The sequence below is a fragment of the Stenotrophomonas sp. 2201_Sma genome, from assembly GCF_056486685.1.
The window spans coordinates 4,238,199-4,259,362 of sequence record NZ_CM151329.1 but is presented as its reverse complement, the minus strand read 5'-3'; the positions used below and the strand labels follow the sequence as shown (position 1 = coordinate 4,259,362).

Below are 21,164 nucleotides of genomic sequence, written 5' to 3'. Positions count from 1 at the left end.
GGCCTCGCTGTTTTCAGGTTCGCGTTGCCTGCCAAGTAGCGACGCGCTGGGTGAACCCCGGTGCCGGTCGATCGACGTCGCCCCGCTGTCGGCGACGTCAGCCCTCTGCATATCGCGCAGGCGTCACCCCCATCTCGCGCTTGAACACGGCGATGAAGGCGCTTGGGGTGTCGTAGCCGAGCGACAGCGCCACGCTGATCACCGGTTCCCCGGCCAACAGGCGTGGCAGCGCCAGCAGGACGCGCAGGCGCTGGCGCCATTGGCTGAGTGTCATGCCGGTTTCGGCGCGCCAGTGGCGCGCGAGGGTGCGGCTGGACAGTCCCATGGCAAGGGACCAGGCCTCGACGCTGCGGGTGTCCTGTGGTGCACGCGCCAACGCCGCAGCAACGCGCCGCAGGCGCCGATCGCGTGGCTGCGGCAAGGCCAGCGGCAGCGGTGTGCTGGCGTCGATCTCATCGGCAATGACGCCGGCAAGACGCTCCTGCACCGCGTCGAGCGGTGCGGGCGCCCAGCGCAGCGCGCGATCCACGGCCGCCTGCAGCAGGGCGCCCGGTTGCACGATGCGTGGGCGTGCCGGGAGTCGCGTGCAGGTCGCCGCGTCGAGGTACAGGCTCCAGCCATCGAACGGGCCGATGCTGGCCAGCGCATGCGGCAGTCCGGGCGGAACCCACGCCATATGGCCGGCTGGCAGCAGCCAGTGCAGGTCGCCTGCCTCGATCCGCAGCAGGCCCTGTCGCGCCCCCAGCAGCTGCCCGCGGGCGTGCTGGTGTCGGGCGGTCCGGCGTGGACGGTCCAGGGCCAGTTGCGCGGTCAGCAGCACCGGCCCTCGGGCGGTGTCGACCAGGGGCGGGTCAATCAGGGCGGGGGATGTCTGATATGCCATATCAACTGGCAGTTATACGGCAGATCCGGCAGACAGCAGCGTCCACACTGCACTCCACCCGCCGAAAGGAGTTCCTCATGCAGCCTCAAGACATCCTCCCTGACCATCAGAACGACGTGGTCGCCAACGGCCTCACCGTGCGCAAGGGCAGCGTGGGCGCTTTCCTTGCCAGCGTCCGCGACTGGCAGGATCCCGCCGGCAGCCCTGCGTCCCGGGCAGCGGCGGAAGCCGACCTGCGCGCGCTGTTGCCGGGTCTGCATGCGTTGGGCCTGTTCCGCATCCTGAGGGCACGCGAACCGGCCCTGCAGCACCTGATCGACGGCGCGCGCTGATACGAACAAGGCCCGGACAGACCGGGCCTTGTCGTGATCGTTGGCGGGGATGTCCCGGCTCAGCCGCCCGGCGCGAACACCAGGGTGCGGCGGGTGGTGACCGGAGCGCTGACCGGCTCGAAACGCCAGCGCTTCACGGCGTTCATGGCTTCGCGGTCGAAGATGCGCGCGGGCGTCGCACGCAGCACGCGGGCGTTCACCACCGAGCCGTCGGTACCCACGGTGATCTCCACCAGTACCTCGCCGGACGTGCCAGCGCGCAGGGCGTCGGCCGGATAGCGGGGGGCCGGCGTACTGACCGGACGCAGGCTGGGCGCGGCGGCAGGTGCCTGGCGTGCGGCATTGGCCTGCTGCGCAGCGGCCTGTTGCTGTTTCTGCTCCGCTTCACGCCGCGCGGCGGCCTGGCGCTCGGCTTCCTCGCGCTCGCTGTCACGGCGGGCGGCATCCTGCTGTGCGGCGATCTGCCTGGCCGCATCGGCTTCCTTGGCGCGCTGCTCGGCCAGGCGCTGCTGCTCGGCCTGTTGCCGGGTACGGTCCTCGGCGTCCTTCTTGGCCCGCTCCGCTTCCGACTCGGTGCGCTTGGCCGCGTTCTCCACGCCCTTGGCCAGGCCTTCCTTCAGGCGTGGCAGGGCCGGTGCGGAGGCATCCACCTTCTCGATCAGGGCGACCAGGCGCTGCGCCTCGGTGAAGTCCTCGCGGCCCAGATGCTGCTCGGCCGCGATCAGGGTGTAGGGCAGCAGGTCGGTCAGCGCACTTTTCACCGCGGCATCGTCCGGCGTCTTGTCGCGCAGGGCCAGGTAGTACTCGATGGCGTTGTCGCCGGCCGGGGCGTACATGCGGTTCTCGCGCAACGCCTGGCTGGCCGACTCGCGCAGCTGCTCGGTGCCCATCGACTGCACCTTGGCGGCCACTACCGGTGTCGCCGGCGCCGCAGCGGCAGGCGATCCTGCCGGGGCAGGGGCAGGCGTTTCTTCCTTGCCCGAGCAGGCGGCCAGGGCCAGTACCAAGGCAACCGGCAGCCACCGGCGCGCGGCGGTGATCGTTGTGACGTGCGACATCCTGCTCCCCTCTAAGAAGACGACGTTACGTAAATCATTGATATGCATGGCCGGGACCGTGGGTCCGAGCACGGCAGGGTGGCGTTTCCCGACGCCACCGCCGGCAACGGCGAGGAAGCAATCTAGCATCCCCGCCAGCGCTGCGTACAAGGGCGGCAGCGACGACCGGCGGTGGCGTGCGCGCCACCACCGGCCAGCGCCTCAATGCGCCTGCGCCTTGTCGTGGCTGTTGGACATCAGCTTGTCGGTCCAGGCGATGCCGATCGCCGAGAGGATGAACACGCAGTGGATGATGGTCTGCCAGAGCACGCCCTGCTCGGTGAAGGTCGAGCACCTGGCGGCACCGATGTTGGCGGCGGCGACGTTCATCAGTTCCGGCGCGCACAGCGGCAGGCCGCCCAGCGAACCGCTGGCGATGAAGGTCTTGAGCAGGTGGATCGAGGAAATGCCGATGATCGCCATCGCCAGCTTCACCTTCAGGACGCTGGCATTGACGTGGCTCAACCATTCCGGCTGGTCGGGATGGCCTTCCAGCCGCAGGCGCGAGACGAAGGTTTCATAACCGCCGACGATCACCATCACCAGCAGGTTGGAAATCATCACCACGTCGATCAGGCCCAGCACGATCAGCATGATCTGCTGTTCGCCCATCGAGGCCGAGTGGGAGATCAGGTGCCACAGTTCCTTGCCGAACAGGAACACGTAGACACCCTGGGCGACGATCAGGCCCAGGTACAACGGCAGCTGCAGCCAGCGCGAGGCGAAGATCAGCGAGGACAGCGGGGAGAGGGGGCGTTGGGGGGACATGCAGGACAGTGCGTTGCGGGGGAGGAGCGAGGTTACCGGCCCGCCATGACGGTGCCAAGCCAACTCCCGCACTAGACTTCAGGTTCCTTACCGCACCCGAGCCGCTGCCATGATCGATCTGTATTACTGGCCTACCCCGAACGGCCATAAAGTCACCCTGATGCTGGAGGAAAGCGGGCTGGAGTACCGCATCCACCCGGTCAACATCGGATCGGGTGACCAGTTCAAGCCGGACTTCCTGGCGATCTCGCCCAACAACAAGATGCCGGCCATCGTCGACCATGCGCCGGCTGACGGCGGCGCGCCGCAGAGCGTGTTCGAATCCGGTGCGATCCTGCTGTACCTGGCCGAGAAGACCGGTCGCTTCCTGCCCACCGATGCGCGTGGGCGCATCGCCACGCTGGAATGGCTGTTCTGGCAGATGGCCGGGCTGGGCCCGATGAGCGGCCAGATGGGGCATTTCAATGTCTACGCACCGCAGAAGATTCCTTACGCCATCGAGCGCTACGACAGCGAGGTGCGGCGCCTGCATGGGGTGATGGACAAGCGTCTGGCCGGGCATGCCTTCCTGGCCGGCGAGGAGTACACCATCGCCGACATGGCCAGCTATCCGTGGGTCGGTGCCTACGATGCGCTGCCGGTAGATTTCGATGCCTTCCCGAACCTCAAGCGCTGGCATCAGGCCATCGCCGCCCGCCCGGCCACCCAGCGGGCGTATGCGCTGCGCCAGCAGGTCAATCCGAACGCCGGCAAGCCGCTCAGCGATGACGAGCGCAAGCATCTGTTCGGCCAGCGCTGAGGGTCCTGCGCAGGCCGCTGCGCTCGCCGGGCCTGGCCCGGCGCTACCCGCCCGTCAACGGCCGATGTGCCGTGCCCGGTCCCTGCCATGGGCAGAAGGTCATGCTGCCTTCCCGCACGGGCTTGGTTAGGATGGGGGCTGATCGCCACCGCACATGCTGCGGTGGCGGACCTGCCGTTTGCCGGGATCCTCCATGCGCCACCTGTTCGCTTCGCTTGCCCTCATGCTCGCCACCAGTACTGCCGCCCACGCTGAAAAACTGACGCTGGAAGCCATCACCGGTCCATTGCCGCTGTCCGGGCCGACCCTGATGAAGCCCAAGGTCGCTCCGGACGGTTCGCAGGTCAGCTTCCTGCGCGGCAAGGACAGCGACCGCAACCAGCTGGATCTGTGGACCTACGACATCGCCAGCGGCCAGACCCGCCTGCTGGTCGACTCCAAGGTGGTGCTGCCGGGCACCGAGACCCTCAGCGACGAGGAGAAGGCCCGCCGCGAGCGCCAGCGCATCGCGGCGATGACCGGCATCGTCGATTACCAGTGGTCGCCGGACGCACAGCGCCTGTTGTTCCCGCTCGGCGGCGAGCTCTACCTGTACGACCTGAAGCAGCAGGGTCCGGCAGCAGTACGCCAGCTGACCCACGGCGAAGGCTTTGCCACCGACGCCAAGCTGTCGCCGAAAGGCGGCTTCGTCAGCTTCATCCGCGGCCGCAACCTGTGGGTGATCGATCTGGCCAATGGCAGCCAGCTGCAGCTGACCGGCGATGGCAGCGCCACCATCGGCAACGGTGTGGCCGAGTTCGTGGCCGACGAGGAAATGGACCGCCACACCGGCTACTGGTGGGCGCCGGATGATTCGGCCATCGCCTTCGCACGCATCGACGAGGCACCGGTACCGGTACAGAAGCGCTACGAGGTCTATGCAGACCGCACCGATGTCATCGAACAGCGTTACCCGGCCGCCGGCGATGCCAATGTGCGCGTGCAGCTGGGCGTGATCGCGCCGGCCGCCGCGGCACAGCCGCGCTGGATCGACCTGGGCAATGAACAGGACATCTACCTGGCGCGCGTGGATTGGCGTGATGCCCAGCACCTGACGTTCCAGCGCCAGTCGCGTGACCAGAGGCAGCTGGATCTGGTGGAAGTGGCATTGGACTCAAACCGTCAGCGCGTGCTTGCCCATGAAACCAGCCCCACCTGGGTGCCACTGCACAACAGCCTGCGCTTCCTGCAGGACGGCAGCATGCTGTGGTCGTCCGAGCGTACCGGCTTCCAGCATCTGTACCGCATCGACAGCACGGGCAAGGCCACCGCGCTGACCCACGGTGACTGGCCCGTGGATGAACTGCTGGCTGTGGATGAAGCGGCCGGCAAGGCCTATTTCCGCGCCGGCATCGAGACGTCGCGCGAGAGCCAGATCTACTCCGTCCCGCTGCAGGGCGGACAGGCGCCACAGCGGCTGTCCAAGGCGCCGGGCATGCACAGCGCCAGCTTCGCGCGCAACGCCAGTGTCTATGTCGACAGCTGGTCCAACAGCACCACACCGCCGCAGATCGAGCTGTACCGCGCCAACGGTGAGAAGATCGCGACGCTGGTGGACAATGATCTGGCCGATCCCAAGCATCCCTACGCGCGCTATCGCGATGCGCAGCGACCGGTCGAATTCGGCACCCTGACCGCTGCCGATGGCCGGACGCCGCTCAACTACAGCCTGATCAAGCCTGCCGGCTTCGATCCCTCCAAGCGCTATCCGGTGGCGGTGTACGTCTATGGCGGCCCGGCCAGCCAGACCGTCACCGACAGCTGGCCCGGACGTGGCGATCATCTGTTCAACCAGTACCTGGCGCAGCAGGGCTACGTGGTGTTCTCGCTCGACAACCGTGGCACCCCACGGCGTGGCCGTGAGTTCGGCGGCGCGCTCTATGGCAGGCAGGGCACGGTGGAGGTGACCGACCAGCTGCGCGGCGTGGCATGGCTGAAGCAGCAACCCTGGGTCGACCCCGCGCGCATCGGCGTGCAGGGCTGGTCCAACGGCGGTTACATGACCCTGATGCTGCTGGCCAAGGCGTCCGACAGCTATGCCTGCGGCGTGGCCGGTGCACCGGTCACCGACTGGGGGCTGTACGACAGCCATTACACCGAACGCTACATGGATCTGCCGGCACGCAACGAGGCCGGTTATCGCGAAGCGCGCGTGCTGACCCACATCGACGGACTGCGCTCACCCCTGCTGCTGATCCACGGCATGGCCGATGACAACGTGCTGTTCACCAATTCGACCAGCCTGATGAGTGCGCTGCAGAAGCGCGGCCAGCCCTTCGAACTGATGACCTACCCGGGCGCCAAGCATGGCCTGTCCGGTGCCGATGCGCTGCACCGCTACCGTGTGGCGGAAGCGTTCCTGGGACGTTGCCTGAAACCCTGAGTCACAACCGGGAAGGAGCCCGCCGATGAACCACCTGCCCCCCCCTGTTCCTGGCCATCCCGCCCATCCCCCCGGCTGGTGGCGCCGTCACTGGCGATGGGCGATGCCACTGACCGTGGTGGTGTTCCTGGGCGTACTGGGCGGTTCCGCGGCATGGAGTGTGATGCGCTGGGGCGAAGCCGCACGCGAGAGTCCGCCGATGCGTGAGGCGATGCGGCGCGCCGGATGCAGCATCGAGCTGGTGGAGGCCTTCGGCGAACCGCTGCGCGCCGGCTCGCTGCCATTGGGCAGCATGCAGACCGCGATCACCGGTGAGCGCGATGTGGGCCTGACCGTGTCGCTGGAAGGGGCCCATGCGCACGGTCGCCTGTTCGTGCAGGGCATCCGCCGCGACGATGTCTGGGACTACCCGGTGATGTATGTGCTGGGTGCGGACAAACAGACCTTCGATCTGACCGCGCTGGACGATGAGGAGGCTGCGCAGGAGTGCGAACTGCAGGCCTGCCGCGAGCGCGGTGGCTGCCCGATGACGGCCGCGTTCTGACCGGCGCCATGACTTCCCACCGATTGTCGCCATCGCCATGAGCGCGTAGGGTGCGGGCAACCCTGTCCTGGAGTGCTTCATGAAGCCGATCGCGCTGGCCGTCGCCCTGGCCCTGACCGCTGCACCGCTGCTGTCCGCCCCCCCGGCCCTGGCCGCACCGGCCGCCAAGGCCACCACGCCTGCCAGCCCCGCCTGGGTCGCGCGCAGCAATGCGCTGGCGCAGATCCTGCTCGACGCGCAGGGACCGTTCCAGCCCGAGCAGACCGGCTTCTTCGGCGTGCCGGGCTATGACGACAAGGTGGCCGACCTCGGCCCGGACAACGGCGCGCGCTTCCGTGCCGCGACCGCCAAGGCGCGCGACGAGCTGCAGGCCAGGCTGGCCACGGAGAAGGATCCCAACGTCCGCCAGGACCTGCAGATCATGATCCACGCCGCCAACCAGAACATCGAGGGCAGCGAGCTCAACGACAAGTACCTGCTGCCGTGGACCGATGCGCCGCAGACGGTGTTCAGCGGCCTCAATCTTCTGCTGTCCGACCAGGTGCCGGCCGAGCGCCGGGCCAAGGCGCTTGATCGCCTCAAGGCGTACGCCGGGCTGACGCCGGGCGGCACCGCCTTCACCACGCTGGCGCGCCAGCGCTACGAAGAACGCCTGAAGGACAGCGCGCTGCTGCAGCCGACGAAGATCGAAGTGCAGCAGTCGCTGGACAACGTCGAGACCTACATCAGCGGCATCGAGTCGCTGCTGAAGAAGTACCAGATCAGCGGTGCCGATGAAGCGATGGGGGCCCTGGCGGGGCAGATGAAGGAGTACGCGGCCTGGACGCGCAAGGAGGTGCTGCCGAAGGCGCGTACCGACACGCGCCTGCCGGCGCCGCTCTACGCATACCAGCTCAAGCAGGTCGGCATCGACATCGACCCGAAGCTGCTGATGCAGCGTGCCCAACTGGAGTTCATGGAAACCCGCTCGGCGATGCAGCAGCTGGCGCCGCTGGTGGTGAAGGAGAAGGGCCTGAAGGTCGCCGACCCGACCGATCCGGTCGCCGTGATCCGCGCACTGAAGGCCGACAAGATCGCCGACGACCAGCTCGAAGGCCACTATCGCAAGGTGATCGACGCCATCGATCCACTGATCCGCGAGCATGGCATTGTCGACGTGCCCAAGCGCGCCATGCAGATGCGCCTGGGTTCGGCTGCCGAGAGCGCCGCCAGCCCGGCACCGCATTTCCTGCCGGCACCGCTGGTGAACAACACCGGGCAGCAGGGCACCTTCGTACTGCCATTGGGCAACCCGGCGGCCGGTGCCGGCGCCCAGTACGACGACTTCAACTTCGGTGCGGCCGCGTGGACCCTGAGCGCACATGAGGGCCGTCCCGGCCACGAGTTGCAGTTCACCGCGATGGTCGAGCGCGGCGTCTCGCTCGCGCGCACCATGTTCGCGTTCAATTCGGTGAACGTGGAAGGCTGGGCGCTGTACGCCGAAGCGGAGATGGTGCCGTACGAGCCTCTGGACGGGCAGATGATCGCCCTGCAGTTCCGCCTGCTTCGCGCCGCGCGCGCGATGCTTGATCCGATGCTCAACCTCGGCCTGACCGACCGTGCAAACGGCGAACGGGTGCTGATCGAACAGGTCGGCCTGTCCAAGGCCATGGCCACCCAGGAGCTGGACCGCTACACCGTGCGCATGCCCGGCCAGGCGGGCAGCTACTTCTATGGCTACACCCGCATCCTGGAGCTGCGCATGCAGACCGAACTGGCACTGGGTGCGAAGTTCGACCGCCTGGCGTTCAACAACTTCCTGCTCGACCAGGGCCTGCTGCCGCCGGATCAGCTGGCCGACGCAGTGAACCAGGTGTTCGTGCCGAAGTACCGGAAGAAGTAACGGTAGCGCCGGGCCATGCCCGGCGAGCGCAGCGGGAAAGCGAAATGCCGCCGGGCACGGCCCGTCGCTACCGCATGGTCGGAATGCCACGCCGAGGCCCGGTGTTCATGCCGAAAGTACCGGAAGAAGTAACGGTAGCGCCGGGCCATGCCCGGCGAGCGCGGCGGGAAAGCGAAATGCCGCCGGGCACGGCCCGTCGCTACCGCATGGTCGGAATGCCACGCCGAGGCCCGGTGTTCATGCCGAAAGTACCGGAAGAAGTAACGGTAGCGCCGGGCCATGCCCGGCGAGCGCGGCGGGAAAGCGAAATGCCGCCGGGCACGGCCCGTCGCTACCGCATGGTCGGAATGCCACGCCGAGGCCCGGTGTTCGCGCCGAAAGTACCGGAAGAAATAACGGTAGCGCCGGGCCATGCCCGGCGAGCGCAGCGGGAGAGCGAAATGCCGCCGGGCACGGCCCGGCGCTATCCGCGGTGACGCTGCTGCGTCACCGCTGCGGCGTGATCACCTGGGTCGGCAACCGTGCCGGCGGCGCCGGGTTCGGCACCCAGATCGCCACGCCTGCGGCGCGCTTCTGCGTGGTCGGAATACCAATGCCGAGACCGCCGCCCACATGCGAACCATAGCTGCCGGCGCCCACGGACATGCCCACCGGCGAGCCGCTGCTGCCCACGCCCATCAGCACTACGCCGTTGGCGCCCAGTGCTGCGGCTTCGCGCTTCAGCCGCGCCACGGCGGCGTCGGTCTGGCCCTGGGTGCCGAAGCCCACCGCCGAGGCGGATTCCAGCTGGGCGATCTCCTGCGAGCCGGCCGGCGGCGTTGAATAGATCTGCACCTGCGCCGGGTCGATTGGCGCCCGTGCGCGGCCCAGCATGACCTTGGAGGTGCTGGCACAACCGGCGGCGGCCAGCAGCATGGCCGCCAGTGCGGCCCAACGGATGTTCATGGCAATACCCCTGCAGGACTGGATGGGATCATCGGTGGGCCACTCTGAATCGGCGCCAACGCCCTGTGCGCTGGGCATCCAGACGCTAGCACGGCCGAGGTGAGCGGCCCGCCAACGGGAGTAGGCGACGGCGGCCGGAACGTCTATGGTTGAGGCCAGGAACCAACTGCGGGAGAGCGGCGATGGGTGTGATCAGTCTGTTGTGGGGTGTACTGGCGCTGCTGTGGATGATCCTGGCGCTGATACCGCTGCTGGGCTGGGGCAACTGGTTCCTGATTCCGTTCGCTGCGGTCGGCGCGGTGATCGCCGCGCTGGGCATCCTGTTCACCCACCCGAGCAAGCGCGGCCGGGCCTGGGCCGGCCTGGTCCTGAACGGCATCGTGGTGGTGGTGGGCATCCTGCGCCTGGGCCTGGGCGGTGGCGTGATCTGAACCTGTGGCCGGGTGCGACCGGGCGTCGCAGGGCTGCGGCCCGCAGCCGGGCAGGGGCGTACAATGAACGGCTGCGCGAGCCTGCGCGTGCCTGTGAATCCGCGCCCGGCGCGGCTGCCCCATGATCATCCGACCTCGTCCCCACGGCTGGCAACTGCTGTACATCCTGCGCGGATCGATCGTTCCGGCGATCGCACCGAAGGTGCTGGCCATCCTGATCCTGTCCATCGCCGTCGCCGCGGTGGTGGAACTGGCGCCGCCGATCGGCATCGAGCGCGTCTCGGTCACGCCGTTCACCCTGCTGGGCCTGGTCCTGTCGATCTTCCTGAGCTTCCGCAACAGCGCCTGCTACGAGCGTTGGTGGGAAGGCCGCAAGCTGTGGGGGCAGCTGGTGTTCGAATCGCGCTCACTGGCCCGGCAGGTGAACCTGCTGCTGGTGGATGACGCAGGCCGCCGCCGTCGCATCGCCTATCTGGCCACCGCCTTCGCCCATGCGCTGGCCGCCCGCCTGCGCGGCCGCATCGTGGCGCTGGCGGCCCTGCCGTGGCTGGACAAGCGCCAGCGTGCGCAGCTGGCCGAGCGCGAGAACGTCCCCGATGCATTGCTGGCGATGATCGCCGCCGAACTGGCGCAGGCGCTGCGCAGCGGCGATCTCGATCCGATCCTGTACGCCCAGCTGGAAGACCGCCTGCATGCGATGTCCTCGATCCAGGCAGGCTGCGAGCGGATCCTGACCACGCCGCTGCCGTTCGCCTACACCCTGCTGCTGCACCGCTGCGCGTGGATGTTCTGTGTGCTGCTGCCGTTCGGCTTGGCCAGTTCGCTGGGCTGGGGCACGCCGGTGCTGTCGGCGGTGCTGGCCTACGCCTTCTTCGGCCTGGACCAGCTTGGCGAAGAAATGGAAGATCCGTTCGGCCTGGAGCCGAACGATCTGCCGCTGGACGCACTGGTGCGCACGATCGAGATCGACCAGCTCGACGCGCTCGGTGAACGCCCCCTGCCCGAACCCCTGCTGCCGCAGGGCTACCTGTTGCACTAGCCACTCCTCGGAGCCTGCCATGCCTCATCCCCACTACCGCCCGCGGCGCATGCGCCATGACGAGTTCTCACGCCGCCTCATGCGCGAGAACACGCTGACCACCGACGATCTGATCTATCCGGTGTTCGTGCACGAACCGGCCGGCCGCACCGCTGTGCCGTCGATGCCCGGTGTGGAGCGGTTGTCCATCGAGGAACTGCTGAAAGTGGCCGAAGAGGCGCTGGAGCTGGGAATCCCGGTGATCGATCTGTTCCCGGTGATCGACGCCTCGCAGAAGTCGCTGGATGCCTCGGCGGCATGGGCGGAGGACGGACTGGCGCAGCGTGCGATCCGCGCCCTGAAGTCGCGCTTCCCGGAGCTGGGCGTGATGACCGATGTGGCGCTGGACCCCTACACCACCCACGGCCAGGACGGCATCATCGATGACAAGGGCTACGTGCTCAACGACATCACGGTCGAAGCGCTGGTCAAGCAGTCGTTGTCGCATGCCGAAGCCGGCGCGGACATCGTCTCGCCGTCGGACATGATGGATGGCCGCATCGGCGCGATCCGCCGTGCGCTCGATGCCGACCATCACCTCAATGTGCGCATCATGGCCTACTCGGCCAAGTACGCCTCGGCCTTCTACGGCCCGTTCCGCGACGCGGTGGGCAGCGCGGCCAGCCTCGGCAAGGCGGACAAGAAGACCTACCAGATGGACCCGGCCAACGGCGACGAGGCGATGCGCGAGATCGCGCTGGATCTGGAAGAGGGCGCTGACATGGTGATGGTCAAGCCGGGCATGCCGTATCTGGATCTGGTGCGTCGCGTGAAGGAACAGTTCGGCGTGCCCACCTTCGCCTACCAGGTCAGTGGCGAGTACGCGATGATGAAAGCGGCGTTCGCCAATGGCTGGCTGGACGAGCGCGCCTGCGTGATGGAGTCGCTGCTTGGTTTCAAGCGCGCCGGCGCCGATGGCGTGCTGACCTATTTCGCGCCACAGGTGGCGCGCTGGCTGCGCGAGCGCTGACAATAGCGCCATCGATGGAGGGAGGAACGGCTGATGGGACCCGAACTGGGATGGATGCAATGGCTGATCTGGGGCGTCGGCACGCTGGTGTTCGGTGCCGTCATCGTCGGCGTGTTCATCGCAGCCTGGCGGGCGAGCAAACGCCCTCCCGAGCAGCTCTCCGCCGCCCGTCGGATCGCCCGTGAACAGTCCCTGCCGGACAGCGTGCAGGCCGAACTGGCCGCGCTCAACCAGCGCAAGGACAGGGGCCAGCTGAGCGAGGCGGACTACGAACAGCAGCGCGCCAAGGTGCTGTCGCGCTGATTGCGGTGCCCGGGCCGGGATCTACCGCATGCACCCGGCCACGGCAGGCACTTTCGGTACCGCCAACCGGTAGAGATCCACGCCCCCGGCACGCGGCGCCTTCGCCGCACTGCTGGCGACCAGCATTTCCCCCGGCTTGGCGTTGTCGATCACCGGCGCACCGGTCCAGCCGCCTGCCTGGTTGAAGGACAGCCCCAGCGGCTGCAGCGCCACGCCGCTCCAGGCGCACCCGCTGCTCCATACCTGCGCGCTCGTGCCGCTGCCACGACTGAACACCACGGCGCCATCGTTGCCCAGCCAGTCAGCGTCAGTCTCGTCATCGGCGCTGTTCAATGCCGCCAACGCGGTGGCCGGGCCCCGCGCGCCCTCGGCATCCAGGGTGGCCACGAACAGATCCCAACCGGCGTCACGGCCCTGCTGGCGCGCGAACAACAGCCGCCGGCCATCCATGCTCAGCGCTGGACCGCGCTCTTCGTACCGCCCACGCTCGCCGCGCAGGGCCTGTGCGTTGCCAAGCTGGCCATCGCGGGTCACGGCGGCACGGTACAGCGCCAGCTGGCCTTCGGTGCCCGCCGCGAACAGCAGCCAGCGGCCATCGCGGCTGTAGTAGGGATCCCGGGCCTCACCGCTGACATCGACCGCCAGGGCCTGTGCCTGCTGCCAGCGGCCATCGATCAGGCGGGCCTGCCACAGGCCCCAGCCGCCCTCGCCGCGGCGGGCGAAAACGATGCGCTGGCCGTCGGCACTGATCGTGCCGCGAGCCTCGTCGGCACGGGTCGAGACCACGCCCATGCCTTCGATGCCGTACTCGTTCAACGCCATCGCCACGGGGGCAGAGAGTAGACTGGCGGCAAGCACCAGCAGGGTCGGGGTGATGCGCATCATCCGGGTCCGTGCACGAAAGAGCATCAGTCTAGCCAGCTTGAGGAATCCATGACCGACCGTTACGCCGTCTTCGGACACCCCGTCGCCCACTCGAAGTCGCCGCAGATCCACGCGACGTTCGGTCGCCAGGAAGGCATCGCCATCGACTACCGCACGATCGACCTTGCCCCCGACGCCTTCCTCGCCGGCCTGGAAGCATTCGCCGCCGAAGGTGGTGTCGGTGCCAACGTCACCCTGCCGCACAAGGAAGCCGCGTTTGCGGTCTGCACCACGCTGACGGCCCGTGCGCGCCGCGCCGGTTCGGTCAACACGCTGCTGCGCAAGGGCGAGCGCTGGCATGGTGACACCACCGACGGCATCGGCCTGGTGCGCGACCTGACCGACCGCCATGGCTTGGACCTGCGCGGCCGCCGGGTGCTGATGATCGGCGCCGGCGGCTCGGCCCGCAGCGTCGCCCCGGCGCTGCTCGATGCCGGCATCACCGAGCTGGTGGTGGTCAACCGTACGCCGGAACGCGCCGATGAACTGATCGACGCGATGGGCGAGCCGGGCCGCGCCATCAGCCGCTACTGGGAAGACCTGCGCGAGCTGGGTGACTTCGAGCTGATCGTCAACGCCACCTCGGCCGGCCGTGACCGCGATGTGGAGTTCAAGCTGCCGCTGTCGCTGGTCAATTCGATGACCACCGCGGTCGACCTGAACTACGGCGAGGCGGCCATCGCGTTCCTGGCCTGGGCGCGCGCGGCGCAGTGCCGCAATACCGTCGATGGCCTGGGCATGCTGGTCGAGCAGGCCGCCGAGAGCTTCCTGCAGTGGCACGGTGTGCGCCCGCAGACCGACGAGGTCTACCAGCAGCTGCGGCAGGGCGCCCTGGCGCTGGCCGGCGAGGACTGAGCGATGGACAACATGACCCTGCTGGTGACGGTGCTGAGCATGGTGGGCGTGCGCCTGCCGGTGCTGATCGCGCTGTGCGTGGGCCTGGTGTGGGTGGTGGGTGCGCCGCGTGATGCCACCCGCAGCGGCGCGCTGGCCGGGCTGCTGCTGTTGCTGCTGGCCAGCCTCGGCAGCATGGCAGCGGGCATCCTGCCGATGTGGATGGTCAGCAGCGGTGACTTCAGCGCGGTTTCGAGCATGAGCGCCATCCTGGGCGTGCTGCATTTCGCTCTGGCGATGGTGGAAGCGATCGGCATGGTGCTGCTGGTCTGGGCGCTGGTGCGCCTGCTGCGCCAGCGGCCGCCTGTGGCAGGCCGGTAAGGTCGTGCCGGGCATGGCCCGGCGCTACCGTCGATGGGCGGGTAGAGCCGCATCTGCCCGGCGGAAGCGCCGCATCTGCCCCGGCGCTGTACCGCCATCCAGCCCATGACCGCCAAGGCCCGACGCCGCTGACCCTGTTCAGCGCACGCGCCTCGGTCCCGGCCGCCGGCCATGCGACAATGACCGGCCTGATCCAGCCACGGTAGTTCCCGGCGTGACCGAAACCGTCGCCGCTCCGCGCACGCTCGATGAGCCCTTGAAGGACGCGATCCGCAAGGCTTATACGACGCTGCAGGCCAACACTCCCGGCTTCTCAACGCGCCGCTCGCAGAGCCAGATGATCGGCGTGGTGTCGCGCGCGTTGTCGAAAAGCGGTGGCGTGGGCGTGGTCGAGGCACCCACCGGCGTCGGCAAGAGCCTGGGCTACCTGACTGCCGGCGTGCCGATCGCGCTGGCCAGCAAGAAGAAGCTGGTGATCAGTACCGGTACCGTGGCGCTGCAGTCGCAGCTGGTCGAGCGCGACATCCCGAACTTCCTCAAGGCCACCGGACTGGAAGCGACCGTGGCCCTGGCCAAGGGCCGCACCCGCTACCTGTGCACGCGCAATGCCGCCGAGGCCCAGGGCGAGGGCTCGCAGGGCGGCATGTTCGAGGATGACGCGCCCCTGTTCGACCGGCCGCTGGCGCCGATCGAAATGGACATCGCCAAGCGCCTGACCGACGCCTTCACCAGCGGTCAGTGGGACGGTGACATCGACAATGCGCCGGAGACCATCAGCCCGGGCCTGCGTGGCCGCATCACCACGCCGGCGTCGGGTTGTGCCGGGCGGCGCTGTGCGTATTCGGCGCAGTGCGCGGTGCTGCGCTCGCGCAACACCGTGCGTGATGCGCAGATCGTGGTGACCAATCACGCGCTGCTGCTGTCGGCGCTGTCGATCGGCGACAGTGACAATGGCCAGCCATTGATCGCCGCGCCCTCGGAGATGCTGCTGGTGCTGGACGAGGGCCATCACATCGGCAACGTCGCCATCGACCAGGGCGCGGCCAGCCTGGCGCTGGACGAGATGGCCAAACGCACCGGCCGCCTGCAGATCCTGATTGCCGGCGCGTATCGTGCGGTCGACAAGGACCGCCTCGGCAACCTGCTGCCGAACGAAGCCATCGACGTCGCCAGCAACGTGGCCAAGCAGCTGCGCGCATTCCGCGACCATGTCGAAGCGGTGTGGATGCCAGCGCCGGCCGACGAGGAACCGATGTGGCGCGCGGCCAACGGTCGCTTGCCGGAAGCGTGGCGCGAACCGATCGAAGCACTGGCCGACGATACCCGCAGCCTCTACAACTGGGCGCATGCCGCCACCGCGCAGGTGGCCAAGGGCAAGCCGGACGACCCGGCGCGTGAGCGCCTGCAGCGCAACCTCGGCATGGCGCTGGAGATGATCGAGCAGCAGTACAACCTCTGGCAGGCCTGGCGCCGCGAGGACAAGGACGGTGCGCCGCCGATGGCGCGCTGGGTCACCGCCACCCGCGACGGCGATCTGGTCCTGCATGGCTCACCGGTCTCGGCAGCGCATGTGCTGCGCAAGCTGCTGTGGGACGAGGTGGATTCGGTGGTGATGACCTCGGCGACGCTGACCGGCGGTGGCGATTTCCAGTCGCTGGCGATCGACAATGGCATTCCCGAGGAAGCCGAGATGGTTTCGCTGTCCTCGCCGTTCGACCTGCCGAACCAGGCCGAGTTGATCGTGCCGAAATTTCCGGTCACGCCCGACGACCGCGAAGGCCATCCCCGCGAGGTGGCGCGCTACCTCGACACGGAGCTGGACTGGGCCAAGGGCTCGATGGTGCTGTTCACCTCGCGCTGGAAGATGGAGAAGGTCGCCGGACTGATGCCTGCCTCGCGCCGCAAGCAGGTGCTGGTACAGGGCGAGATGTCCAAGACCCGGCTGATCGACGAACACCTGCGGCGCGTGGCGGCGGGCGAGGGCTCGGTGCTGTTCGGGCTGAACTCGTTCGGCGAGGGCCTCGACCTGCCCGGTGAAGCCTGCACCACCGTGGTGATCACCCAGGTACCGTTCGCGGTGCCGACCGATCCGCAGACCGCTACCCTGAGCGAGTGGTTCGAGGCGCGTGGACTCAACGCGTTCAACCTGATCGCCATTCCACACGCGCTGCGCACGCTGACCCAGTTCGCCGGCCGCCTGATCCGCACCTCCACCGATACCGGGCGCGTGGTCATCCTCGATTCGCGGCTGCTGACCCGCCGTTACGGCAAGCGCATCATCGACGCACTGCCGCCGTTCAAGCGCGTGATCGGCTGACGATCGGAACGCCGCCGGGCATGGCCCGGCGCTACCGGATCTCCGGGCAGCGACGCGCCGCCGCCGTTCAAGCGCGTGATCGGCTGACGATCGGAACGCCGCCGGGCATGGCCCGGCGCTACCGGATCTCCGGGCAGCGACGCGCCGCCGCCGCTCGAGCGCGTGATCGGCTGACGATCGGAATGCCGCCGGGCATGGCCCGGCGCTACCGGATCTCCGGGCAGCGACGCGCCGCCGCCGCTCGAGCGCGTGATCGGCTGACGATCGGAAGGTAGCGCCGGGCCATGCCCGGCGAGCGCGAAGCGCGGCCTGTGTCAGGTGCCATGACCGATAAGATCGGAACGCCGCCGGGTACGGTCCGGCGGCGCCTAATCGCCCAGCAGCGCGGTGTTGCGTACGGCGCCCTTGTCGGCGCTGGTGGCCAGCAGGGCGTAGGCCTTCAACGCGCTGGTGACCTTGCGCGGGCGCGCCTCACGCGGCTTCCATCCCAACGCATCCTGCTCGGCACGGCGCGCATCCAACGTCGCCGCATCCACCAGCAGATCAATCCGCCGCGCCGGAATATCAATGCGGATGCGGTCGCCGTCGCGTACCAGCCCGATCGCACCGCCCGCCGCCGCTTCCGGCGAGGCATGCCCGATCGACAACCCGGACGTACCGCCCGAGAAGCGCCCGTCGGTCAGCAGCGCGCACTGCTTGCCCAGTCCCTTCGATTTCAGGTAGCTGGTGGGGTACAGCATCTCCTGCATGCCGGGGCCGCCTTTCGGGCCTTCGTAGCGGATGACCACCACGTCGCCCGCCTTCACTTCGTCGGCGAGGATGCCGGCCACGGCCGCGTCCTGGCTCTCGAACACGCGCGCGCTGCCCTCGAACACGTGGATGGATTCATCCACGCCTGCGGTCTTCACCACGCAACCGTCTTCGGCCAGATTACCGCGCAGCACGGCCAGTCCGCCTTCTGCCGAGTAGGCATGCGCGACGCTGCGGATGCAGCCTTCGGCGCGGTCCACGTCCAGCGTGGGCCAGCGCGTGGCCTGGCTGAAAGCCACCTGGGTGGGGATGCCGGCCGGGCCGGCACGGAAGAAGTCGTGCACGCTTGATTCGCTGCTGACCGCCACATCCCAGCGCTCGAGAGCATCGGCCAGGGTGCGGCTGTGCACGGTCGGCACGGTGGTATCCAACAGGCCGCCGCGCGCCAGTTCGCCCAGGATGCCGTACACGCCACCCGCGCGGTGCACGTCTTCCATGTGGTACCTGGGCGTGTTCGGCGCCACCTTGCACAGCTGCGGCACGCGCCGTGACAGCGCATCGATGTGGGTCAGGTCGAAGTCCACTTCGGCTTCCTGCGCGGCGGCCAGCAGGTGCAGGATGGTATTGGTCGATCCGCCCATGGCGATGTCCAGGGTCATCGCATTGGCGAACGCGGCCTGCGTGGCGATGCCTCGCGGCAGCGCGCTTTCTTCCTCGCCGCCGTACCAGCGGTGGCACAGTTCGACGATCAGGCGGCCCGCGCGCAGGAACAGCTGTTCGCGGTCGGCATGGGTGGCCAGGGTCGAGCCGTTGCCGGGCAGCGACAGGCCCAGCGCTTCGGTCAGGCAGTTCATCGAGTTGGCGGTGAACATGCCTGAACAGGAGCCGCAGGTGGGGCAGGCGCTGCGCTCGAACTCGGCCACCTTTTCATCGCTGGCGCTCTCGTCGGCGGCGATGACCATCGCATCGACCAGATCCAGCTTGTGCTCGGACAGCCGGGTCTTGCCCGCTTCCATCGGCCCGCCGGACACGAACACCACCGGGATGTTCAGGCGCAGTGCGGCCATCAGCATGCCAGGGGTGATCTTGTCGCAGTTGGAAATGCACACCAGCGCATCGGCGCAGTGCGCGTTGACCATGTACTCGACCGCGTCGGCGATGATCTCGCGGCTGGGCAGTGAATACAGCATGCCGTCGTGGCCCATCGCGATACCGTCGTCCACGGCGATCGTGTTGAACTCCTTGGCGACGCCGCCGACCTTCTCGATCTCGCGCGCGACCAGCTGGCCGAGGTCCTTCAGGTGCACGTGGCCCGGTACGAACTGGGTGAACGAGTTGGCGATGGCGATGATCGGCTTGTGGAAATCGCCGTCCTTCATGCCGGTGGCACGCCACAGGGCGCGGGCGCCGGCCATGTTGCGGCCGGCGGTGGAGGTGCGGGAGCGGTATTCGGGCATGGCTGGCGGAACGGGCGGGCCGTACGACATGGGGTGTCGGACGATCATCGCCAATTTTTTCGGTTGCTGCTGCAACCACCGCTCGTCTGCGCGGCGCCGCCGGGCGATGCGGCGATGGCGGATCGGGCCTGACGAAAATGAAACGCCGTTCATCTTTCGGACTTTGCCGATTCCGGTTGTTGGCCCGGATCGGGCATCATTGGGGTATTGATCCGCTGCTTGAGGCATGAGGCCATGAAACGTTCCCGCACCACCGCGCTGCTGCTGATGAGCGCCGCACCGCTGCTGTTCACCGCCTGCCAGAAGGAGCCGGAGGTGAAGGTGCAGGAAGGCCTGTTCACTTCGGTCGAGGCCTGCACCGAGGCCACCGGTGATCCGTCGTCGTGCCGCAACGCGTTCGCCGAGGCGCAGAAGCAGGCCGCCGACGCTGCGCCGAAGTACGCCACCAAGGAAGCCTGCGAGCAGGACTACAAGCCCGAGCAGTGCGTGCAGCAGCACACGTCGGCAGGTACCTCGTTCATCGGCCCGATGATGATGGGCTTCTTCATGTCCCAGATGCTGAGCAACCGCGGTGGCCTGGCCCCGCAGGCGCCGGCGTCGGCACCGGCCTACCAGGACAAGAATGCGGGTTGGGCGCGTTCGGCCCCGGGCGGTACGGGGGGCCTGAACACCGCCAGCGGCATCGGCGCCGGCAAGGCTGGCCTGGCACCGGTCACCAGCGAGCCGAACCGTGCCGTTACCGCCAGCCGGGGTGGCTTCGGCAACACCAGCGCGCGTCGCAGCACCAGCGGCAGCTACGGCGGCTGATCGACCCATGCAGCGTATCCGTATCGCCGAGCGCGCCCACTGGCGGGCGCGCGCGGAGGAAGCCGGTTTCCGCTTCCACACCATCGACGGCCAGCCGTACTGGGATGAAAGCGCGTATTACGCCTTCACCCTGCGCCAGATCGAACAGGACATCGAAGATCCCAGCGCCGAGCTGCACCAGATGGCGCTCGACCTTGTCGGCGACGTGGTGGCCAGCGAGCGGCTGATGGATCAGCTGGCGATTCCCGCGCATTACCGCGACTGGATCGCCGACAGCTGGCGCCAGCGCCAGCCGCATCTGTACGGCCGGCTCGATCTGGCCTATGACGGTACCGGTCCGGCCAAGCTGTACGAGCTGAACTACGACACGCCGACCTCGCTGTTCGAGGCCAGTTTCTTCCAGTGGCAGTGGCTGGAGGACCAGCGCAACGCCGGCCGCCTGCCGCAGCATGCCGACCAGTTCAACGCCATCCATGAGGCACTGGTCGAACGTTTCGGCGAGCTCGCCGGCCGCCTGCCGCCACCGCTGTACTTCAGCGCCGTGGGCAGTTCGGAAGAGGACCGGGGCACGGTGGAATACCTGCGCGACTGTGCTTCGCAGGCAGGCCTGCACGGGCAGGGCATCGCCATCGAAGACATCGGCCTGTCCGCGGATGGCCGCTTCACCGCGCTGGACGATTCGGTGATCGGCACGCTGTTCAAGCTGTATCCGCTGGAAGACCTGATGGCCGAGGAGTTTGGCCGCGCGCTGCCCGGCTCGGGCGTGCAGCTGCTGGAACCGGCATGGAAGGCGGTGCTGAGCAACAAGGGCATCCTGCCATTGCTGTGGCAGCGCAATGTCGGCCACCCGAACCTGCTGGAGGCGCACTTCGACGACGGCAGCGCGCTGGCCACCGGCTGGGTGCGCAAGCCGCTGTTCTCGCGCGAGGGCGCCAACATCGAAATGCACCTGGCCGATGGCAGCACCCAGCGCAGCGATGGCCCCTACGATGGACCGGCGATCATCCAGCGCGCGCATCCGCTGACCCGCTTCGAAGGCGGTTATCCGCTGATCGGCAGCTGGGTGATCGGTGACCACGCCTGCGGCATCGGCATCCGCGAGGACGACAGCGCGATCACCCGCGACAGCGCGCGGTTCGTACCGCACGCGATCGTTGACGAGGCGCCGACGCGGATCTACGTCTGAGCACGGTGCGCACCCGCACACGTAGTGGACGGTAGCGCCGGGCCATGCCCGGCG

Annotated in this window: 21 protein-coding genes; 14 read left to right on the top strand and 7 right to left on the bottom strand. The window is 68.2% G+C overall.

Annotation, left to right across the window (positions count from 1 at the left end; translation table 11 throughout):
- Positions 1–97: 97 nt before the first annotated feature.
- Positions 98–883 carry an AraC family transcriptional regulator gene (locus ACZLIF_RS19565; protein WP_065181450.1) on the bottom strand — a complete coding sequence of 262 codons (786 nt, stop codon included), beginning with the start codon at positions 881–883 and terminating at the stop codon, positions 98–100.
- 77 nt (positions 884–960) lie between these two features.
- On the opposite strand from ACZLIF_RS19565, the gene ACZLIF_RS19560 reads away from it, so the two are divergent.
- Positions 961–1,215 carry a hypothetical protein gene (locus ACZLIF_RS19560; protein WP_128989915.1) on the top strand — a complete coding sequence of 85 codons (255 nt, stop codon included), beginning with the start codon at positions 961–963 and terminating at the stop codon, positions 1,213–1,215.
- A 59-nt stretch (positions 1,216–1,274) separates the two neighbouring features.
- Here ACZLIF_RS19560 and ACZLIF_RS19555 read toward each other — a convergent pair whose 3' ends face one another.
- Both ACZLIF_RS19555 and ACZLIF_RS19550 read right to left on the bottom strand, forming a co-directional pair.
- Positions 1,275–2,273 (bottom strand): energy transducer TonB, encoded by a 999-nt coding sequence (locus ACZLIF_RS19555; RefSeq protein ID WP_053519576.1) that lies wholly within the window; start codon positions 2,271–2,273, stop codon positions 1,275–1,277.
- 201 nt (positions 2,274–2,474) lie between these two features.
- Positions 2,475–3,080: a TIGR00645 family protein gene (locus ACZLIF_RS19550; protein WP_053519577.1), complete on the bottom strand. Its 606-nt coding sequence runs from the start codon at positions 3,078–3,080 to the stop codon at positions 2,475–2,477.
- A 109-nt stretch (positions 3,081–3,189) separates the two neighbouring features.
- Between ACZLIF_RS19550 and ACZLIF_RS19545 the strand changes: the two genes are divergently transcribed.
- The 4 genes from ACZLIF_RS19545 (at position 3,190) to ACZLIF_RS19530 (ending at position 8,727) form a co-directional block, all read left to right on the top strand.
- Positions 3,190–3,879, top strand: coding sequence for a glutathione binding-like protein (locus tag ACZLIF_RS19545; protein ID WP_128989913.1), 690 nt, complete (start codon positions 3,190–3,192; stop codon positions 3,877–3,879).
- A gap of 193 nt (positions 3,880–4,072) precedes the next feature.
- Positions 4,073–6,301, top strand: a complete 2,229-nt coding sequence (locus ACZLIF_RS19540; protein ID WP_128989911.1) for a S9 family peptidase — start codon at positions 4,073–4,075, stop codon at positions 6,299–6,301.
- Between the two features lie 25 nt (positions 6,302–6,326).
- On the top strand, positions 6,327–6,845 hold the full coding sequence (locus ACZLIF_RS19535) for a Coa1/Tim21 domain-containing protein (protein WP_053519580.1): 519 nt from the start codon (positions 6,327–6,329) through the stop codon (positions 6,843–6,845).
- A gap of 79 nt (positions 6,846–6,924) precedes the next feature.
- Positions 6,925–8,727, top strand: a complete 1,803-nt coding sequence (locus ACZLIF_RS19530) for a DUF885 domain-containing protein (RefSeq protein WP_128990830.1) — start codon at positions 6,925–6,927, stop codon at positions 8,725–8,727.
- On the opposite strand, the gene ACZLIF_RS19525 is transcribed toward ACZLIF_RS19530, so the two are convergent.
- Both ACZLIF_RS19525 and ACZLIF_RS19520 read right to left on the bottom strand, forming a co-directional pair.
- Entirely contained in the window at positions 8,673–9,140 is a 468-nt protein-coding gene (locus tag ACZLIF_RS19525; RefSeq protein WP_478462211.1) for a hypothetical protein, read from the bottom strand. The two genes, ACZLIF_RS19530 and ACZLIF_RS19525, sit on opposite strands and share 55 nt — an antisense overlap.
- 73 nt (positions 9,141–9,213) lie before the next feature.
- Complete coding sequence (locus ACZLIF_RS19520; RefSeq protein ID WP_053517962.1) at positions 9,214–9,672, bottom strand: hypothetical protein; 459 nt, start codon at positions 9,670–9,672, stop codon at positions 9,214–9,216.
- Between the two features lie 182 nt (positions 9,673–9,854).
- Here ACZLIF_RS19520 and ACZLIF_RS19515 point away from each other — a divergent pair, with 182 nt between their 5' ends.
- The 4 genes from ACZLIF_RS19515 to ACZLIF_RS19500 all read left to right on the top strand — a co-directional run bounded on the left by ACZLIF_RS19515 (position 9,855) and on the right by ACZLIF_RS19500 (position 12,454).
- Complete coding sequence (locus ACZLIF_RS19515; RefSeq protein ID WP_006475755.1) at positions 9,855–10,103, top strand: hypothetical protein; 249 nt, start codon at positions 9,855–9,857, stop codon at positions 10,101–10,103.
- Positions 10,104–10,224: 121 nt separating this feature from the next.
- A complete protein-coding gene (locus ACZLIF_RS19510; protein WP_053517963.1) occupies positions 10,225–11,142 on the top strand; it encodes a bestrophin family protein in 918 nt (305 codons plus the stop codon).
- A 19-nt stretch (positions 11,143–11,161) separates the two neighbouring features.
- Entirely contained in the window at positions 11,162–12,151 is a 990-nt protein-coding gene (gene hemB, locus ACZLIF_RS19505; RefSeq protein WP_053517964.1) for a porphobilinogen synthase, read from the top strand.
- Positions 12,152–12,184: 33 nt separating this feature from the next.
- Positions 12,185–12,454, top strand: coding sequence for a hypothetical protein (locus tag ACZLIF_RS19500; protein ID WP_053517966.1), 270 nt, complete (start codon positions 12,185–12,187; stop codon positions 12,452–12,454).
- A 21-nt stretch (positions 12,455–12,475) separates the two neighbouring features.
- On the opposite strand, the gene ACZLIF_RS19495 is transcribed toward ACZLIF_RS19500, so the two are convergent.
- Positions 12,476–13,339, bottom strand: a complete 864-nt coding sequence (locus ACZLIF_RS19495) for a TolB family protein (protein ID WP_128990708.1) — start codon at positions 13,337–13,339, stop codon at positions 12,476–12,478.
- 48 nt (positions 13,340–13,387) lie between these two features.
- On the opposite strand from ACZLIF_RS19495, the gene aroE reads away from it, so the two are divergent.
- From aroE to dinG, 3 genes are all read left to right on the top strand, one after another.
- Positions 13,388–14,233, top strand: a complete 846-nt coding sequence (gene aroE, locus ACZLIF_RS19490) for a shikimate dehydrogenase (RefSeq protein WP_065174307.1) — start codon at positions 13,388–13,390, stop codon at positions 14,231–14,233.
- Positions 14,234–14,236: 3 nt separating this feature from the next.
- Positions 14,237–14,593 carry a hypothetical protein gene (locus ACZLIF_RS19485; RefSeq protein WP_053517969.1) on the top strand — a complete coding sequence of 119 codons (357 nt, stop codon included), beginning with the start codon at positions 14,237–14,239 and terminating at the stop codon, positions 14,591–14,593.
- Between the two features lie 214 nt (positions 14,594–14,807).
- On the top strand, positions 14,808–16,910 hold the full coding sequence (gene dinG, locus ACZLIF_RS19480) for an ATP-dependent DNA helicase DinG (RefSeq protein WP_478462209.1): 2,103 nt from the start codon (positions 14,808–14,810) through the stop codon (positions 16,908–16,910).
- A gap of 368 nt (positions 16,911–17,278) precedes the next feature.
- Here the strand turns inward: dinG and ilvD are convergent, their stop codons facing one another.
- Positions 17,279–19,117, bottom strand: coding sequence for a dihydroxy-acid dehydratase (gene ilvD, locus ACZLIF_RS19475; RefSeq protein WP_128988405.1), 1,839 nt, complete (start codon positions 19,115–19,117; stop codon positions 17,279–17,281).
- Positions 19,118–19,351: 234 nt separating this feature from the next.
- On the opposite strand from ilvD, the gene ACZLIF_RS19470 reads away from it, so the two are divergent.
- Complete coding sequence (locus ACZLIF_RS19470; RefSeq protein WP_053517972.1) at positions 19,352–19,924, top strand: DUF1190 domain-containing protein; 573 nt, start codon at positions 19,352–19,354, stop codon at positions 19,922–19,924.
- Positions 19,925–19,931: 7 nt separating this feature from the next.
- Positions 19,932–21,110, top strand: coding sequence for a glutathionylspermidine synthase family protein (locus ACZLIF_RS19465; RefSeq protein WP_128988403.1), 1,179 nt, complete (start codon positions 19,932–19,934; stop codon positions 21,108–21,110).
- Positions 21,111–21,164: the final 54 nt, after the last annotated feature.

What these genes read in the sequence shown, in the direction of transcription:
- ACZLIF_RS19565 (WP_065181450.1), bottom strand. Translation starts at nt 883, where the DNA reads ATGGCATATCAGACATCCCCCGCCCTGATTGACCCGCCCCTGGTCGAC.
- ACZLIF_RS19560 (WP_128989915.1), top strand. Translation starts at nt 961, where the DNA reads ATGCAGCCTCAAGACATCCTCCCTGACCATCAGAACGACGTGGTCGCC.
- ACZLIF_RS19555 (WP_053519576.1), bottom strand. Translation starts at nt 2,273, where the DNA reads ATGTCGCACGTCACAACGATCACCGCCGCGCGCCGGTGGCTGCCGGTT.
- ACZLIF_RS19550 (WP_053519577.1), bottom strand. Translation starts at nt 3,080, where the DNA reads ATGTCCCCCCAACGCCCCCTCTCCCCGCTGTCCTCGCTGATCTTCGCC.
- ACZLIF_RS19545 (WP_128989913.1), top strand. Translation starts at nt 3,190, where the DNA reads ATGATCGATCTGTATTACTGGCCTACCCCGAACGGCCATAAAGTCACC.
- ACZLIF_RS19540 (WP_128989911.1), top strand. Translation starts at nt 4,073, where the DNA reads ATGCGCCACCTGTTCGCTTCGCTTGCCCTCATGCTCGCCACCAGTACT.
- ACZLIF_RS19535 (WP_053519580.1), top strand. Translation starts at nt 6,327, where the DNA reads ATGAACCACCTGCCCCCCCCTGTTCCTGGCCATCCCGCCCATCCCCCC.
- ACZLIF_RS19530 (WP_128990830.1), top strand. Translation starts at nt 6,925, where the DNA reads ATGAAGCCGATCGCGCTGGCCGTCGCCCTGGCCCTGACCGCTGCACCG.
- ACZLIF_RS19525 (WP_478462211.1), bottom strand. Translation starts at nt 9,140, where the DNA reads ATGGCCCGGCGCTACCGTTATTTCTTCCGGTACTTTCGGCGCGAACAC.
- ACZLIF_RS19520 (WP_053517962.1), bottom strand. Translation starts at nt 9,672, where the DNA reads ATGAACATCCGTTGGGCCGCACTGGCGGCCATGCTGCTGGCCGCCGCC.
- ACZLIF_RS19515 (WP_006475755.1), top strand. Translation starts at nt 9,855, where the DNA reads ATGGGTGTGATCAGTCTGTTGTGGGGTGTACTGGCGCTGCTGTGGATG.
- ACZLIF_RS19510 (WP_053517963.1), top strand. Translation starts at nt 10,225, where the DNA reads ATGATCATCCGACCTCGTCCCCACGGCTGGCAACTGCTGTACATCCTG.
- hemB (WP_053517964.1), top strand. Translation starts at nt 11,162, where the DNA reads ATGCCTCATCCCCACTACCGCCCGCGGCGCATGCGCCATGACGAGTTC.
- ACZLIF_RS19500 (WP_053517966.1), top strand. Translation starts at nt 12,185, where the DNA reads ATGGGACCCGAACTGGGATGGATGCAATGGCTGATCTGGGGCGTCGGC.
- ACZLIF_RS19495 (WP_128990708.1), bottom strand. Translation starts at nt 13,339, where the DNA reads ATGATGCGCATCACCCCGACCCTGCTGGTGCTTGCCGCCAGTCTACTC.
- aroE (WP_065174307.1), top strand. Translation starts at nt 13,388, where the DNA reads ATGACCGACCGTTACGCCGTCTTCGGACACCCCGTCGCCCACTCGAAG.
- ACZLIF_RS19485 (WP_053517969.1), top strand. Translation starts at nt 14,237, where the DNA reads ATGGACAACATGACCCTGCTGGTGACGGTGCTGAGCATGGTGGGCGTG.
- ilvD (WP_128988405.1), bottom strand. Translation starts at nt 19,117, where the DNA reads ATGCCCGAATACCGCTCCCGCACCTCCACCGCCGGCCGCAACATGGCC.
- ACZLIF_RS19470 (WP_053517972.1), top strand. Translation starts at nt 19,352, where the DNA reads ATGAAACGTTCCCGCACCACCGCGCTGCTGCTGATGAGCGCCGCACCG.
- ACZLIF_RS19465 (WP_128988403.1), top strand. Translation starts at nt 19,932, where the DNA reads ATGCAGCGTATCCGTATCGCCGAGCGCGCCCACTGGCGGGCGCGCGCG.